17 protein-coding genes and 1 pseudogene are annotated in these 13,792 nt (G+C 58.1%); 3 read left to right on the forward strand and 15 right to left on the reverse strand.

All coding sequences use genetic code 11. From position 1 onward, the window contains the following. Positions 1–7: 7 nt before the first annotated feature. The 7 genes from ABL922_RS02165 to ABL922_RS02195 all read right to left on the reverse strand — a co-directional run bounded on the left by ABL922_RS02165 (position 8) and on the right by ABL922_RS02195 (position 2,608). Positions 8–337 carry a hypothetical protein gene (locus ABL922_RS02165; RefSeq protein WP_349022564.1) on the reverse strand — a complete coding sequence of 110 codons (330 nt, stop codon included), beginning with the start codon at positions 335–337 and terminating at the stop codon, positions 8–10. Between the two features lie 14 nt (positions 338–351). Beyond that, positions 352–633, reverse strand: a complete 282-nt coding sequence (locus tag ABL922_RS02170; protein WP_349022565.1) for a hypothetical protein — start codon at positions 631–633, stop codon at positions 352–354. 26 nt (positions 634–659) lie between these two features. Then, on the reverse strand, positions 660–932 hold the full coding sequence (locus ABL922_RS02175; RefSeq protein ID WP_349022566.1) for a hypothetical protein: 273 nt from the start codon (positions 930–932) through the stop codon (positions 660–662). Between the two features lie 23 nt (positions 933–955). After that, the gene (gene pspC / locus ABL922_RS02180; RefSeq protein ID WP_349022567.1) at positions 956–1,339 is read right to left on the reverse strand and encodes an envelope stress response membrane protein PspC; all 384 of its coding nucleotides are present in this window, start codon (positions 1,337–1,339) and stop codon (positions 956–958) included. Between the two features lies 1 nt (position 1,340). After that, positions 1,341–1,631, reverse strand: coding sequence for an envelope stress response membrane protein PspB (gene pspB, locus ABL922_RS02185; RefSeq protein ID WP_349022568.1), 291 nt, complete (start codon positions 1,629–1,631; stop codon positions 1,341–1,343). Between the two features lie 4 nt (positions 1,632–1,635). Next, complete coding sequence (gene pspA / locus ABL922_RS02190) at positions 1,636–2,304, reverse strand: phage shock protein PspA (protein WP_349022569.1); 669 nt, start codon at positions 2,302–2,304, stop codon at positions 1,636–1,638. A 124-nt stretch (positions 2,305–2,428) separates the two neighbouring features. After that, on the reverse strand, positions 2,429–2,608 hold the full coding sequence (locus ABL922_RS02195) for a hypothetical protein (RefSeq protein ID WP_349022570.1): 180 nt from the start codon (positions 2,606–2,608) through the stop codon (positions 2,429–2,431). Positions 2,609–2,782: 174 nt separating this feature from the next. Here ABL922_RS02195 and pspF point away from each other — a divergent pair, with 174 nt between their 5' ends. After that, on the forward strand, positions 2,783–3,838 hold the full coding sequence (pspF, locus tag ABL922_RS02200) for a phage shock protein operon transcriptional activator (protein ID WP_349022571.1): 1,056 nt from the start codon (positions 2,783–2,785) through the stop codon (positions 3,836–3,838). On the opposite strand, the gene ABL922_RS02205 is transcribed toward pspF, so the two are convergent. The 8 genes from ABL922_RS02205 to ABL922_RS02240 all read right to left on the reverse strand — a co-directional run bounded on the left by ABL922_RS02205 (position 3,835) and on the right by ABL922_RS02240 (position 11,468). Next, on the reverse strand, positions 3,835–4,566 hold the full coding sequence (locus ABL922_RS02205) for a class I SAM-dependent methyltransferase (protein ID WP_349022572.1): 732 nt from the start codon (positions 4,564–4,566) through the stop codon (positions 3,835–3,837). The two genes, pspF and ABL922_RS02205, sit on opposite strands and share 4 nt — an antisense overlap. Before the next feature lie 14 nt (positions 4,567–4,580). Beyond that, entirely contained in the window at positions 4,581–5,255 is a 675-nt protein-coding gene (locus tag ABL922_RS02210) for a nitroreductase (RefSeq protein WP_349022573.1), read from the reverse strand. A 64-nt stretch (positions 5,256–5,319) separates the two neighbouring features. Continuing rightward, entirely contained in the window at positions 5,320–5,883 is a 564-nt protein-coding gene (locus ABL922_RS02215) for a urate hydroxylase PuuD (protein ID WP_349022574.1), read from the reverse strand. A gap of 223 nt (positions 5,884–6,106) precedes the next feature. Beyond that, positions 6,107–6,730, reverse strand: a complete 624-nt coding sequence (locus ABL922_RS02220; RefSeq protein WP_349022575.1) for an inner membrane-spanning protein YciB — start codon at positions 6,728–6,730, stop codon at positions 6,107–6,109. Further along, positions 6,727–7,653 (reverse strand): signal recognition particle-docking protein FtsY, encoded by a 927-nt coding sequence (gene ftsY, locus ABL922_RS02225; RefSeq protein ID WP_349022576.1) that lies wholly within the window; start codon positions 7,651–7,653, stop codon positions 6,727–6,729. Before ftsY ends, ABL922_RS02220 begins: the two co-directional genes overlap by 4 nt. Continuing rightward, the gene (mtaB, locus tag ABL922_RS02230; RefSeq protein WP_349022577.1) at positions 7,650–8,891 is read right to left on the reverse strand and encodes a tRNA (N(6)-L-threonylcarbamoyladenosine(37)-C(2))-methylthiotransferase MtaB; all 1,242 of its coding nucleotides are present in this window, start codon (positions 8,889–8,891) and stop codon (positions 7,650–7,652) included. Before mtaB ends, ftsY begins: the two co-directional genes overlap by 4 nt. Next, entirely contained in the window at positions 8,888–9,694 is an 807-nt protein-coding gene (dapF, locus tag ABL922_RS02235) for a diaminopimelate epimerase (protein ID WP_349022578.1), read from the reverse strand. The genes mtaB and dapF overlap by 4 nt, the downstream gene beginning before the upstream one ends. 64 nt (positions 9,695–9,758) lie before the next feature. Then, positions 9,759–11,468, reverse strand: a complete 1,710-nt coding sequence (locus tag ABL922_RS02240) for an EAL domain-containing protein (RefSeq protein ID WP_349022579.1) — start codon at positions 11,466–11,468, stop codon at positions 9,759–9,761. 220 nt (positions 11,469–11,688) lie between these two features. On the opposite strand from ABL922_RS02240, the gene ffh reads away from it, so the two are divergent. Together ffh and rpsP are read left to right on the forward strand one after the other, a co-directional pair. Then, entirely contained in the window at positions 11,689–13,179 is a 1,491-nt protein-coding gene (gene ffh, locus ABL922_RS02245) for a signal recognition particle protein (RefSeq protein ID WP_349022580.1), read from the forward strand. Between the two features lie 17 nt (positions 13,180–13,196). Then, positions 13,197–13,682: pseudogene (gene rpsP / locus ABL922_RS02250) on the forward strand (30S ribosomal protein S16); the annotation flags it as partial. Between the last annotated feature and the right edge of the window lie 110 nt (positions 13,683–13,792).

Consider the following 13,792-nt stretch of genomic DNA (forward strand, 5'->3'; position numbering starts at 1 on the left):
GTAGTCCTTAGTTGGCAGGGCCGCGCAGGGCCTCGATCTCGGCGGTCAGCTTATGGGTGTCATCAACCACAATTTTTTCGACGCTGGCGAGCCTATCCTTGATCGAACCGAGTTCGGCACGCAGCTGGGCGTTTTCCTGGCTCAACAACTTGATCCGCTCGATCGATTCCTGGTCGGTCTTGGGATAATGTTTCTGCCCCCACGTCCCCTCAAGCGGATAGCCATTTTTGATCCGCAGTCGGGTGGTATAAATCGACGCGGCAATTCCGAAAAAGCCTATAAACAAACCCCCTGCGATCAGAAAAGGGAGATACTTCAAAAAAAATTCTTCGGGCATGTTCGATTACTCCTTCAGCGCAAGCTTTCAATTTCGTCGGCGAGCCGGACGCCCTTGTCTGTGGCGATCCGCTCCAGAACGGCGATCCGTTCTTCCAGCCGGCTAATCTTGCCGCCCAATTGTTCGTTTTCGCTGGTCAACAGCCCGATTTTGCGTTCGGCTTCGGGCAGTTCCTTGGTGGTTTTTCCACCCCATTCGTCTTCGAGCGAGTAGCCATGTTTCGCGCGGATCCAGTTGTTGATCACCCAGCCTGCGGTGCACAGGCCGACAATCCAGATTATTGTGTCAGGTCCCATTTCCTGTTTCCTTTTCCTCGCTGCGTTCAGCGCAGGCGTTCAATTTCGCGGCCCAGATTCAGGCTGCTGTCGGTTGCAATCCGTTCCATCACCGAGAGGCGATCCTCAAGACGCATCATCTGGCCGCGCATGGCTTCATTTTCGTTGACCAGCAGTTCGGTCTGGCGAGTCGGGGTCAGCCCTTCCTGCTTGAGAGCTGCTTTCACTTTCCGCCTGCCGTACCATTGGATCATCAGTGTGACGGCAGTACCCATCAGCCCACCCATCAAAAGGGTGAATATCACTTCACCTTCGCCCATTATAGTCCTCCCAGAAACCGCGCTTAACGCAGGCTTTCGATCTCATCTGCGAGTTGCTTGTTATTACTTACATAGAAGGTTTCCATGTCAGCGAGGCGACGGTCGATTTCGCGGAAGCGTGAACGAATGTCGCGTGTGGTGCGGGCAGGCGATTGGCGCACGCCCTGCCAGAATTTCTGCTCGGCCTTGTCCTCGGTGTAGAGGTGGATAGGTTTCCTGTCGGCCATCCATGCGGTGATCCAGTAAGCAATCAGCGTCCAAGGAAAGCCGCCCATCAGGGTGAGCATCACCGCGCCCAGCCGAACCCAGAGGACATTGACCCCCGTATAGTCCGCGATGCCTGCGCAAACGCCTTTCCATTTGCCATTCTGCTTATCGAGATAGAATTTGGTGTGCATGCCAGACATCTCAGTTCTTCCTCTCCAGTCGGCGGATATTGTCTAAATCGGCATATTCCTCGCTCTCATGGTCAAGACGGCGGGGATGCCAATCGGGGTTGTCGGCAGCGACAAGGCGTTCGACGGTGTCGAGACGGTCTTCGAGGCGGCGTGCCAGTTCGTGCATGTCTCCGAGCATGCGTTCATCGTCATTGGTTAGCGTTGCGGCGGTTTTCCAGCGGGTGACATAGTGCATCACCAGCCAGGGCAGCCCGATGAAGAGCATCCCGACGACAAATATGGGTACGAGGGTATCTTCCATCGGTTCAGCCCTTCTTCATTGCTTTTTTCATGGCCTCGAGCTCGGCATCGACCTCGTCTATCGCATTGAGTGCGTCGATTTCTTCGCCCAGAGTCTTCGGGCCGTCGGCACCGATTGCGAGGGCATCGGCATAGCCTTGCGCTTCATCAACACGGCGTTCGAGATCATCGAAGCGGCTGAATGCATCACGGACCTTGTCTCCATTATACATGGTGCGCAGCTTTACCTGATTTTCGGCGCTTTCGAGGCGCGTCATCAGGGCATTCTGGCGCGAGCGGGCGTCGATCAGCTTTTTCTGCAGCTTGTGGATGTCTGCTTCCGACGCTTTCAGGGCATCGTCGAGTACAGCCACTTCCGAACGGAGCTGGTCAGCCATGTCGACCGCCTTCTTGCGCTCGACCAAAGCCGCCTTGGCAAGATCTTCGCGGTCCTTGGACAATGCGAGCTGAGCTTTTTCGGTCCAGTCAGCCTGCAAATGGTCTAGCTTTGCAATATGACGCTGCAGCTCCTTCTTGTCCGCGATGGTACGGGCGGCCGAAGCACGCACTTCGACAAGGGTTTCTTCCATCTCCATGATGATCATGCGGATCAGCTTTGCCGGGTCTTCAGACTTGTCGAGCAAGTCGGTGACATTGGCGGCTATGATATCGCGTGTCCTGGAAAATATGCCCATTGGGTAACTCCGGATATTGAAACGTTCAGTCGACTGGAACATTGCACGAAAAGGGGCGACCGGGGCAAGCTCTTGTAGGGGAGCTGGGGGAGAGCTTTCGCGCCCCGGTCGGCGGCTTGCAGCGTCAGGCAAGATAGGCACTAACGCCGACAGGCCGGTTGGACTGTTCTGCTGCATGGTGGCTGGCATCTTTCTGCTGGATGACAAAGGACGAAAGCCCGAATGCGATGAGCAACAGCATCGAGATCGACGCGCCGACGAAAGTTCCGGTCGGCTGGGTTTCGGTCTGGTTGAGCTTTTGCATTTTCTTGTCCTTCGGTTTCGGCCTCTGTGCGGCTTGCCAGACATATAGCAGGAGGCGTGCCAATTTGATCGAAATGGCGGAAATTCAGAGAAACCTGACCTATGTTCGGGTTTTTGAGGGTTTTTCACCATGTAAAACTTGCCAAATGATGGTGAAATATGCCAACAGTGGGGAATGGAACGCGGCACGCAATTCATCGGCCAAAGCTCGGCCTTTCTCGATGCGGTCGAGCGCGCCAGCCGCGCCGCGTCGCTCAATCGTCCGATCCTTGTCATCGGCGAACGCGGGACCGGCAAGGAACTGATCGCCGAGCGTCTCCACCGCCTGTCGCAACGCTGGGACGGTCCGCTGGTCACGATGAACTGCGCGGCACTGCCAGAAACGCTGATCGAGGCCGAATTGTTCGGGCATGAGGCAGGCGCCTTTACCGGTGCCACCCGCGCCCGCGAAGGGCGCTTTGAAGAGGCGCATGGCGGAACGCTGTTTCTCGACGAACTGGGTACGCTCTCTATGGGCGCGCAAGAGCGTCTGCTCCGGGCAGTCGAATATGGCGAAGTCACGCGAATCGGCTCGTCCAAGCCTATTCGCGTCGATGTCCGCATCGTTGGTGCAACCAACGAAAGCCTGCCGGACATGGTTGCAAAGGAACGCTTTCGTGCCGACCTTCTCGATCGGCTGAGTTTCGAGGTCATCACGCTCCCGCCCTTGCGCGTGCGCGAAGGTGATATCGAGGTTTTGTCCGACTATTTCGGGCGTCGCATGGCGAACGAGCTTGAATGGGATAGCTGGCCGGGCTTTGGCCAAGTCGCGCGTCGGGCGATGGAAAATTACAGTTGGCCGGGCAATGTCCGCGAACTCAGAAATGTTGTCGAACGCGCCGTTTACCGCTGGAATTCGCCGGAGCAGCCGGTCGACTATGTCCAGTTCGACCCGTTCGAAAGCCCGTGGACCGCGCTGCCGACCGCTGGCGCCCAGTCCCGCGAAAGCGAAAGCGGCGGCGGGCAGGAGCAGGACGCAGGTGCATCACGCCATTCGACCGATTTCTCGGCAATCAGCGAAGCGCAGATCAAGGTTGGCGACTTCAAGGCAACCACCGAAGCCTTTGAAAAGGCGCTGCTCGAACAGGCATTGGCACAACATCGCTACAACCAGCGGCAAACCGCCAAGGCGCTCAATCTCAGCTATGATCAGCTAAGGCACAGCCTGAAGAAGCACGACCTTTTGGGCTAGGAAACCGACACCACCAGCCGATAGCTGGTGTCGAGTACGTCCAAACCCATAAGATCACCATATTTCGCTTCCCAAGCGCCGCTTTCGAGATCATCGGCCAACCGCTCAAGCGCTGCATCAGCGCCTTCGATCTTCCAGAATGAGGACATGCCCTGCCGGATTCGCGCATCCAGATAGGCCCGCGGTCGCCGCCAATAGGCGTAGAGGAAGCCGTCGCTGCAGTCATGCGGGACCAGCACCTGAGAAATCGACACCGGCCTCATCCAGCGCGCATAATCCGCCATGACAGGCATTTGCCCTTCATCAAGGGTGACCAGTTCAGGCAGATAGTCGGTCAACCAGCATCCGCGATGCGCCGGATCGAAGGTGAGGAGCACGACCGGTCCACGCGTAACGCGGCGCATTTCCGCCAAGCCCTTGGCCTTTTCGGTCCAGTGATGGATCGTCAATATCGCCATCGACGCGTCGAAATGCTTGTCTGGAAATGGCAGCGCCTCTGCTCCGCCCTGGATAGCCGGTGCCGAACCGGGCGGGAGTTGGCGGATCATCTTGGCAGAGGGCTCAACAGCTGTCACATCGCGGTCAAGGGGCTCATAACTGCCCGCACCAGCGCCCACATTGAGGACGGATCGAGCGTCGCCCAATGCTGCAAATATGGGCTCCGCGATGCGCGGATCGGGCTTGCGCAGATTGGCATAATCGACGCCGATGGTGTCGTAGTCAGCCACTGCTTGGACTCAACTCAATTGAAGCCCACAAACGTCGCGGCCTCTGCAACCGACTTTCTCGGTGGCACAACGGCGTTCGATGGGAAGTCCATATCGGGCCAACCCAAAGCGATGCTTTTCATGATCACCTGATCATCGGCAATCCCGGCATGTTCGCGGACGACGGGCGACTGCATGATGCCCTGGCTGTTGATCACCGAGCCGAGGCCGCGTGACCAGGCAGCGTTGACCAGCGCGGTGGCGACAGCGCCGCAATCGAACGGTGTATCGTCGCTGCCGTCGAGAACCTTGTCATAGGTGATAATCACGCACACCGGTGCATCGAACTGGCGGAATCCGCGCAGCACCCAGTCCTGCCGCTTTTCCTTGTTGTCGCGCTCGATGCCCATCGCGCCAAACAACTGCTTGGCGACATCGACCTGTCGTTCGCGATGGATGCCTTCAAAGGGTTGGCCGGTGCGGAATTCGCGCGATTGCGGGACACCTGCCAGTGTGCGTTCGGTGTTGCCCTTGCGGATGCGGTCGAGCGGTTCGCCGGTGATGACGTAGAAATTCCACGGTTGCGTGTTCATCGATGAAGGCGCGCGCATAGCCAGTGTCAGGATTTCCTCGATCAGTTCGCGTGGAACTGGATCGGGCTTATATCCTCTTATGCTGCGGCGACCGAGAATGACTTCGTCAAATTGCATTGGTGTTCCCTCTCCAAAAAAAGGCGGCCCGAAAGCCGCCTTTTCTCCAAATTGTTCGTGGCTATCAGCCGCCGTTGAAACCGATCATGGCATAGAGCATCGGGATCGACAGCAGGGTGTTGGTGCGCGAGAACATCATCGCGCGGGTGGCAGCTGCTGCCTTGGTGGCATCGTCTGCCTCGACCAGACCGAGCGCCTTTTGCTGCGCAGGCCAGATCACGAACCAGACGTTGAATGCCATGATCAGCGCGAGCCACATGCCGATACCGATGAGGCGGTGGCTTTCAGCGAGCATCAGCGCATCCATCAGATATCCGGCGCGGAAGGCAATGATCAGGCCGAACAAAACGGTCAATGCCGCACCCCAGCGGAAGAAAAACAACGCCGACGGTGCGATATGCTTCGACACGCCCGGCTTCAGTTCAGCAGGGATTTTGGGCATGGTCGGGATCTGGACGAAGTTGAAATAATAGAGCAGCCCGATCCAGAGGATGCCGAAGAAGGTGTGCAGCCAACGGATGGCTTGCTGTTCCAGATCGCCATTGGCCGGTACGCATGCAATCAGCGCCAATGCGAGAACAAGGCCAACGCCCAGCACCGCGTGCAGATTTCCAAAAAACTTCGCCATTTTTCTTCCCCTTTTTGGCTTGGTTAACCCGAATGCTGCGAAGCCTAGCCAAGCACAGCCGGTGTTACAAGGGAACTTAAATTGCCAATTCAATTTAAGTCATGATCTGATCTCGTCATTCCCGCGAACGCGGGAATCCATCACCTGCCATCGAAATTTCATCCACCGGAGATGGACCCCCGCCTTCGCGGGGGAGACGAGCGAAATGGAATGAGGTTGGGATTCAACCTTGCGGTGGCACCGGCGGCTCATCGCTTAGCTTCAGGCCGTGTTTCAGTAACATCGGAATGTTCGCCATGGCGAACAGGAAAGTGAGCAGAGGCAATCCAAAGGTTTTGACGGCGATGTACTGATCACTGGTCAGCAGCGGGATCATGATTTCGTTCAGAGCCGCCAGCCCCAGAAAAAACAGGCCCCAACTCAACGATAATTTCAGCCAGCCCTCATCGCTCAGCCCGTCATAGGCCTGCTCCAGTAAATATTTCAAGGCAGGCTTTGATCGCAGCCATCCGACTAGAATAATGGTTGCAAACAGCAGATATACGGCTGTCGCTTTGTGCTGGATGAAGCCGAAATCCCTGAACCACAAGGTCAGCGCCCCAAAGCCGACGACAAGCACGGCAGACATCTTCATCATCGGTGATATCCGCCCGAGCTTCCATTTCGCGACGATCATCGCAACGACAATCGCGATCATGAAAGCGGCTGTTCCAACCAGCGGCCCCTGCACGGGATCGGTTTCGGAATGTCCGAAACGGGACGCCACGAAGAACAGCAACAACGGCCCGAAATCGAGCAGGAAGTTGAGCAAGCCATGCTTGGGCTTGGCAGTCTGAGTATCGGTCATGCGGATCCTGCAATAGCGACGGCAAGGTCGCGGGCGTCGAAGGGACGGAGGTCGTCAATGGTTTCGCCAACGCCGATGGCGTGGATAGGCAGGCCGAATTGCTTTGCGGCCGCGACGAGCACGCCGCCTCGCGCGCTGCCATCCAGCTTGGTCATCACCAAACCGGTGACGCCAGCCACTTCCTTGAAGATTTCAATTTGGCTCAGCGCGTTCTGCCCGGTGGTTGCGTCGAGAACGAGTACAACGTCATGCGGTGCGGCGGGGTTCAGGCGGCCGAGCACGCGGCGGATTTTGGCCAGCTCATCCATCAGTTCACGCTTGTTCTGAAGACGGCCTGCAGTGTCGACGATGAGTACGTCGATGCCCTCAGCCGTTGCCCTTTTCACGGCATCGAAAACCACGCCAGCTGCGTCGCCGCCTTCGGGGCCAGTGACGATGGGTACGCCAATCCGGTCGGCCCAGACTTTGAGCTGGCCGATGGCTGCGGCGCGGAATGTGTCACCGGCCGCCAGCATCACGCCGTAATCCTGTTCAAGGAAATTGTGCGCCAGCTTTGCAATGGTGGTTGTCTTGCCCGATCCGTTGACGCCGATCACGAGGATCACCTGCGGGCGCGGGAAGGCGTCGATTTCGAGTGGCTTGGCCACAGGCGTCAGGATTTGTGTGAGCTCTTCCTCAACCACCTCGCGCAGGTCAGCCATGTCGATGCCCTTGTCGAATCGCGTGGCCGCGAGCTTGTCGCGGATTTGCGCCGCGGTCGCTGGGCCAAGATCGGTGACGATCAATGCCTCTTCGATCTCGTCGAGCATATCGGCGTCGAGTTTGCCCTTGGTAATCAGGCCGGTCAGATTTTCGCTGAGCTTACTCGACGTTTTCTTCAGGCCGCCAAGCAGCTTGTCGCGCCAGCCGGGATTGTCACTCATCCGGCGACCCTTCCTTGGAGCCGTCCATTTTCCTGTCCTTCGATCGATGCGGTTACTATGGCGCCTTCGGGCACCTTGCGGTCGAGTTCGACATAGGCGAAATTTTCCGAATGGCCAGATGCGCCGCCCGCTTCGACGACAATTTTTTGTGTGCTGCCGACGTGGGAAGCCAGCCAGACATCTTTTTGGGCCGCGACCGCCTCACGAAGCCGACGGGCGCGATCTTTGATGTCTTGCGCCCGGACTTGCGGCATTTTCGCGGCAGGCGTTCCGGCTTTGGGCGAGTAAGGGAAAATGTGGCCATGGACGATCGCGCAGTCTTCAACCAGCGCGAGGCTGTTTTCGAACATCGCCTCATCCTCTGTCGGAAAACCCGCAATGATGTCTGCGCCAATGGCTATATCCGGGCGCCTGGCTTTCATCCGCGCGACAATCTCGATGGCCTGCTCGCGCGAATGACGGCGCTTCATGCGTTTCAGGATCAGATTGTCGCCTGCCTGCAAGCTCAGATGCACATGCGGCATGACGCGGGGTTCGCCAGTGATCAGGTCGAACAAGCGCTCGTCGATCTCGACCCCGTCAATAGAGGATAGGCGAAGGCGGGGCAGGGTAGGGACGTGGCGGATGATTTGCTCCACCAGCCGCCCCAGATTGGGTTGCCCCGGCAGGTCATGGCCATAGCTTGTAACATCCACGCCGGTCAGCACTATTTCGGCGATGCCCGTATCCACCAGCCGCTGGACATGTTCGACCACTTGCCCGGCAGGAACCGACCGGCTGTTGCCGCGGCCGTAGGGGATGATGCAAAAGGTGCAGCGATGGTCGCAGCCGGTCTGCACCTCGACAAAAGCGCGAGTGTTCCCGGAAAAGGCGGTGGCGAGGTGCGGGGCGGTCGCCTGCACCGCCATGATGTCGCTGACACGAACCTTGGGGCCATCGATGGCGAACAGGGCAGGGGATTGCTTTTCAATATTGCCGATGACCGCATCGGCCTCTGCCATCGCTTCAAAGGTTTGTGGTTCGATCTGTGCCGCGCAACCGGTGACGATGATGCGCGCGTCAGGCCGCCGCTTGCGGGCTTGCCGGATTGCTTGCCGGGTCTGGCGCACTGCTTCGTTGGTCACTGCGCAACTGTTGACGATAACGAGGTTGGTCTCGTCACCCAACTGCTCGGCCAATGCATGGCTTTCTGCCAGATTTAGCCGACAGCCCATTGTGATGATTTCAGGCCCGCTCAACCGAAAGCGCTCCAGTCTGCTTTGCCGGTGAAGACATGGGTTGCGGGGCCTTCCATCTCGATCGGCCCGCCTTCCTGCCAACCGATACGCAGATTTCCGCCGGGCAAGTGAATGGTTACGGGAGAAGTTGCCCTCCCGCTGCGGATTGCGGCAACGGCGGTTGCGCAGGCACCCGTCCCGCATGCGAGCGTCAGGCCCACGCCGCGTTCCCACACGCGCAGCCGGATATTCTGGGGATCAACGATGGTCGCGACATTGACGTTGATTTTTTCCGGAAACAGCGGATCGGTTTCGATAATCGGTCCAAGCCGCTCCAGATCGACCGCGTCGGTATCGGGCACGAAAAAGATGACATGCGGATTGCCGACATTGACCGACATCGGCCTTTCAAGCTCCTCCCATCCAACCGGCATGTCCATTATGTCCATCGGCATGGCGAGTGGGATCAACTCCCAGTCGAACGCAGGCGGATTGAGCAATACAGTCGCGCTATTGTCCTGCGGGCGGGTTTCAAGAATGCCGCCCATGGTCTCGATTTGTGCAGGCTTGCCGAGCAATGTGGCCACACAGCGCGTGGCATTGCCGCAAGCTTCCACCTCGCTGCCGTCCGCGTTGAATATCCGCATGCGGATATCGGCAGTGTCAGAGGGTTCGAGCAGGATCAGCTGATCGCAGCCTATGCCCGTCCGGCGGTCGGCAATGGCGCGCGCGCGCGGCCCCGTCATCTCGACGGGTTCGCTGCGCGCATCAATCACAACGAAATCGTTGCCCAGACCGTGCATCTTGTGAAAAGGCGCTGCCATAACGGCTGCGCATTAGGCTATCGTCGGCATCCAAGTCCAGCGAAAGCCGCGTCCGGCGGCGATGTCAGCCTGCCGCGCGCTTTCCCTTGCTGCCATAGGCGGGCACTTCTTCGGCATCCGACTTTTCAGATAGATTGGACGATTTGCGGCTGACCAGAAGATTGCGTTCAGCCAGAAGCTTGCGGACATTTTCGACCGATAATGGCTGGCCATAATACCAGCCTTGGCCTTTGGTGCAGCCCAGTTCGCGCAGCTTGTCGACGAGCGCCTGTTCCTCGATGCCTTCCGCGGTAATCGGAACGCTCAGGCTCGATCCAAGCCCGGCGATGGCGTTGACAATGGCTGCGCTCTCCGGATTTTCGAGCATGGTCGAAACAAAGCTGCGGTCGATCTTGATGCGATCAAAGGGTAGGGCGCGCAGGTGCGCCAGCGAGCTGTAACCGGTGCCGAAATCGTCAAGCGCAATCTGTATGCCCTGATTTTTCAAGCTGCCGACAATCGACTGGGCGAGGCTGAGATTTTTGAACAACGAGCTTTCGGTAATCTCGACTTCGAGCCGGTTCGCTGGAAAGCCGGTTTCAACCAGCAGCTTGACGATTTTCTGCGCCAGCCACGGGTCTTTCAACTGCACGGGCGAGATATTGACCGAAACGGTCAGCTTCGGGTCCCAATTTTTCGCTTCGAGCATAGCCTTGCGGATGATGCTGAGCGATAGATCGCCGATCATGCCGGTTTCTTCGGCAACGGGAATGAATTCATCAGGCGGGATCAGGCCGCGCATCGGCGAGACCCAGCGCGCCAACATTTCAAAGCCAGCAAGTTCGCCTGTCTGCAGATCGATTTGCTGCTCAAAATAGGGCACGAACTCGTCATTCGGGATGGCCGCACGGATATCGGCCTCCAACGAATTGCGGGTGCGCAGTTCAACTTCCATACCGTTTTCAAACCAGCAAAAGCCGTTGCGACCATTTTTCTTGGCAGCATATAGCGCAATATCGGCACGACGGATCAGCATGTCGATACCATCGCAATCGAGCTCCGGTCGGCTGATGCCGATCGATGCGGTAATGCTGTGATCGGTATCGCCAATAGTAACCGGACGCGACAGAACCTCGATGAGATCCTCTGCAACGCGATCGACGGTTTCCGGGAATTCAGGTTCGAACACCATGCAGATGCCGAATTCATCCCCGCCGAGCCGCGCAAGCACGCTGGAAGGCGGAACGGTATCGCGCATGCGATCGGCGACTTCGCGCAACAGCTGGTCACCACTGTCATGCCCGTAAAGGTCGTTGATCTTTTTGAAGCCGTCGAGGTCGATCATCAGGAACGCGACCGATTTACCGCGGCGTGAAGCGCGGGTCGTAAGCTCCGCCGTCTTCTCCTTGATAGCCCTGCGGTTAAACAGGTTGGTCAGCGGATCGGTGATGGCCAGATGCTGGGCGCGCACTTCGGCCTGGCGATAGACATCGACTTCCTCGCTGAGCGCGGTGGTGCGGCGCCAGATGAGCAGAATGAGCGCGACGTTGAGCAGAAGCGCGGAAACCATCGCCTGATCGGTTGTGGCGCCTTTTCCGAAATATTGCGTTACCAGCTGGGTTCCAACCGACCCGCCAATGTAAACAAACATCGCAAGCGCGCCGAAGATCAGCGCCATACTGGCCAGCGAACCCGAACTGCCCCGGATTACCTGTCCGTCTTCCCCGATTTCCGGACGCTTGTTGAGCGTGGCTCGCATATCAAATTTGCCCCTATATTCGCAGGCTTTCTGCATCGGAAAGGTCAATATTGGGTTAATCCGTAGGTTGCAGGAACGGACGGATAGTGGCCAGCCAACTACCGGCTTGCATTTTCAAGCTGCCGGCACTAATGGCGCAGCCACACGGGGTTTCGACCCTTTTTATCGATGTGCAGCAACATCACACGCCGGTCAGCGAGGTTTCGCCCACCGGCGTTTTGTGCGTTTCTGCGCGGGCAGTGTTAAAGGAAGTTCGATGTTCGACAAGCTGAGCGACCGGTTGGGAGGCGTTTTTGATCGCCTGCGCGGTCGTGGTGCGCTGAACGAAAATGACGTTCGAGATGCTATGCGCGAAGTGCGTGTGGCCCTGCTCGAGGCTGACGTCGCGCTTCCTGTTGCCCGCGAATTTGTCGAGAAAGTTACCGAACAGGCCGTCGGTCAGTCGGTTCTCAAGTCGGTTACGCCCGGCCAGCAGGTCGTCAAGATCGTCAACGACGCGCTTGTCGAGATGCTGGGTTCGGACGCAAGCGAACTGAACCTCGCCGTTGCCCCGCCCGCGATCATTATGATGGTCGGCTTGCAGGGTTCTGGTAAAACCACGACTACTGCCAAAATTGCGAAGCTTCTCAAAGAGAAAGACCGCAAAAAGGTATTGATGGCGTCATTGGACGTCAACCGCCCGGCCGCGCAGGAGCAGTTGGCGACGCTCGGTACGCAGGTCGATGTCGCGACCTTACCGATTGTGGCGGGTCAGCAGCCGGTTGATATTGCCAAGCGCGCGATGCAGGCGGCGAAGCTGCAGGGCTTTGACGTGCTGATGCTCGATACTGCCGGTCGTCTCCACGTCGACCAGCAGTTGATGGACGAGATGAAGGCGGTTGCGAACACCTCTACCCCGCAGGAAATCCTGTTGGTGGTCGATTCGTTGACTGGTCAGGACGCGGTCAATGTCGCGCAGAATTTCAGCGAGCAGGTTGACCTGACCGGCGTCGTGCTGACCCGTATGGACGGCGATGCGCGCGGTGGTGCCGCATTGTCGATGCGCGCGGTTACCGGCAAGCCGATCAAATTTGCCGGTGTCGGCGAAAAACTCGACGCAATCGAAGCATTCCACCCAGAACGCGTTGCTGGCCGTATCCTTGGCATGGGCGACGTTGTCGGTCTGGTCGAACGGGCGGCTCAGGTTGTCGATCAGGAAGAGTCTGAAAAGCTCGCCGCCAAAATGGCGAAGGGGCAGTTCGACCTCAACGATTTGCGTGCCCAATTACGCCAGATGACCAAAATGGGCGGTCTGGGTGCGCTGGCCGGCATGATGCCGGGCATGAAAAAGGCCAAAGCGGCTATGGCGCAGGGCGGGATGGATGACAAAATCCTTGTCCGGATGGATGCGATTATCGGTTCGATGACGCTAAAAGAGCGCGAAAAACCGGCGCTGTTGAATGCGAAGCGCAAGATCCGCGTTGCCAATGGCTCGGGCACCACGGTGCAAGACGTCAATCGCCTTCTGAAAATGCATCAGGAGATGGAAAGCGCGATGAAGCGCATCAGGAAAATGGGCGGGCTGAAAGGCCTGGCTGCGCTGTTCGGCAAATCGGGCGGCGATCTGGGTGCGACGATGGAGGGCATGCACGGGCTGCCGCCGGGTTCGATGCCCAAAGGAATGGGCGGTAGCTTACCCGGAATGCCCGGTGGGGCGGCAGGCGGCTTGCCGCCTGACATTGCAAGATTACTGAATAAGAAGAAATAAGTTTTCACGTTAATATCATGGCATTGGCAATGCGTTTGTCGCGTGGCGGTTCGAAGAAGCGCCCTTATTACAAAATCGTTGTGGCTGACTCGCGCGCTCCGCGTGACGGCAAGTTCATCGAACGTATCGGCAGCTACAACCCACAGCTCGCCAAGGACGATGCCGGTCGCGTCGTTCTGGACGCTGATCGTGCGAAGCATTGGCTGGCCGCTGGCGCACAGCCTTCGGATCGTGTTGCCCGTTTCCTCGATGCCGCCGGCGTCAAGGAACGCAAGGCCTCGGTAAACCCGAACAAGGGTGAGCCCGGCCAGAAAGCGAAGGATCGCGCTGAAGACAAGGCTGCAAAGCTAGCTGAAGCTGAAGAAGCCAAGGCAGCAGCTGCTGCTGCACCTGCGGTTGAAGAAGCTGTAGTTGAAGAAGCCGCTCCTGCTGAAGAAGTTGCCGCTGAAGCACCTGCCGCTGAAGAAGCCGCTCCCGCAGAGGAAGCTGCCGCTGAAGAAGCTCCGGTTGCTGAAGCTGAAGAAGCTGCCCCGGCTGAAGAAGCTCCGGTCGCTGAAGAAGCGCCTGCCGCAGAAGAAGCACCTGCAGCTGACGAAGCCAGCGAAGAAAAGGC

The sequence above is a fragment of the Sphingorhabdus sp. genome (genome assembly GCF_040079335.1).
Taxonomy (GTDB): domain Bacteria; phylum Pseudomonadota; class Alphaproteobacteria; order Sphingomonadales; family Sphingomonadaceae; genus Sphingorhabdus_B.

Coding starts and splice junctions, on each gene's coding strand:
- ABL922_RS02175 (WP_349022566.1), bottom strand. CDS start 932: ATGGGCGAAGGTGAAGTGATATTCACCCTTTTGATGGGTGGGCTGATG.
- pspA (WP_349022569.1), bottom strand. CDS start 2,304: ATGGGCATATTTTCCAGGACACGCGATATCATAGCCGCCAATGTCACC.
- dapF (WP_349022578.1), bottom strand. CDS start 9,694: ATGGCAGCGCCTTTTCACAAGATGCACGGTCTGGGCAACGATTTCGTT.
- ABL922_RS02220 (WP_349022575.1), bottom strand. CDS start 6,730: ATGACCGATACTCAGACTGCCAAGCCCAAGCATGGCTTGCTCAACTTC.
- ffh (WP_349022580.1), top strand. CDS start 11,689: ATGTTCGACAAGCTGAGCGACCGGTTGGGAGGCGTTTTTGATCGCCTG.
- ABL922_RS02195 (WP_349022570.1), bottom strand. CDS start 2,608: ATGCAAAAGCTCAACCAGACCGAAACCCAGCCGACCGGAACTTTCGTC.
- ABL922_RS02165 (WP_349022564.1), bottom strand. CDS start 337: ATGCCCGAAGAATTTTTTTTGAAGTATCTCCCTTTTCTGATCGCAGGG.
- ABL922_RS02240 (WP_349022579.1), bottom strand. CDS start 11,468: ATGCAGAAAGCCTGCGAATATAGGGGCAAATTTGATATGCGAGCCACG.
- pspF (WP_349022571.1), top strand. CDS start 2,783: ATGGAACGCGGCACGCAATTCATCGGCCAAAGCTCGGCCTTTCTCGAT.
- ABL922_RS02170 (WP_349022565.1), bottom strand. CDS start 633: ATGGGACCTGACACAATAATCTGGATTGTCGGCCTGTGCACCGCAGGC.
- pspB (WP_349022568.1), bottom strand. CDS start 1,631: ATGGAAGATACCCTCGTACCCATATTTGTCGTCGGGATGCTCTTCATC.
- ABL922_RS02210 (WP_349022573.1), bottom strand. CDS start 5,255: ATGCAATTTGACGAAGTCATTCTCGGTCGCCGCAGCATAAGAGGATAT.
- pspC (WP_349022567.1), bottom strand. CDS start 1,339: ATGTCTGGCATGCACACCAAATTCTATCTCGATAAGCAGAATGGCAAA.
- ftsY (WP_349022576.1), bottom strand. CDS start 7,653: ATGAGTGACAATCCCGGCTGGCGCGACAAGCTGCTTGGCGGCCTGAAG.
- ABL922_RS02215 (WP_349022574.1), bottom strand. CDS start 5,883: ATGGCGAAGTTTTTTGGAAATCTGCACGCGGTGCTGGGCGTTGGCCTT.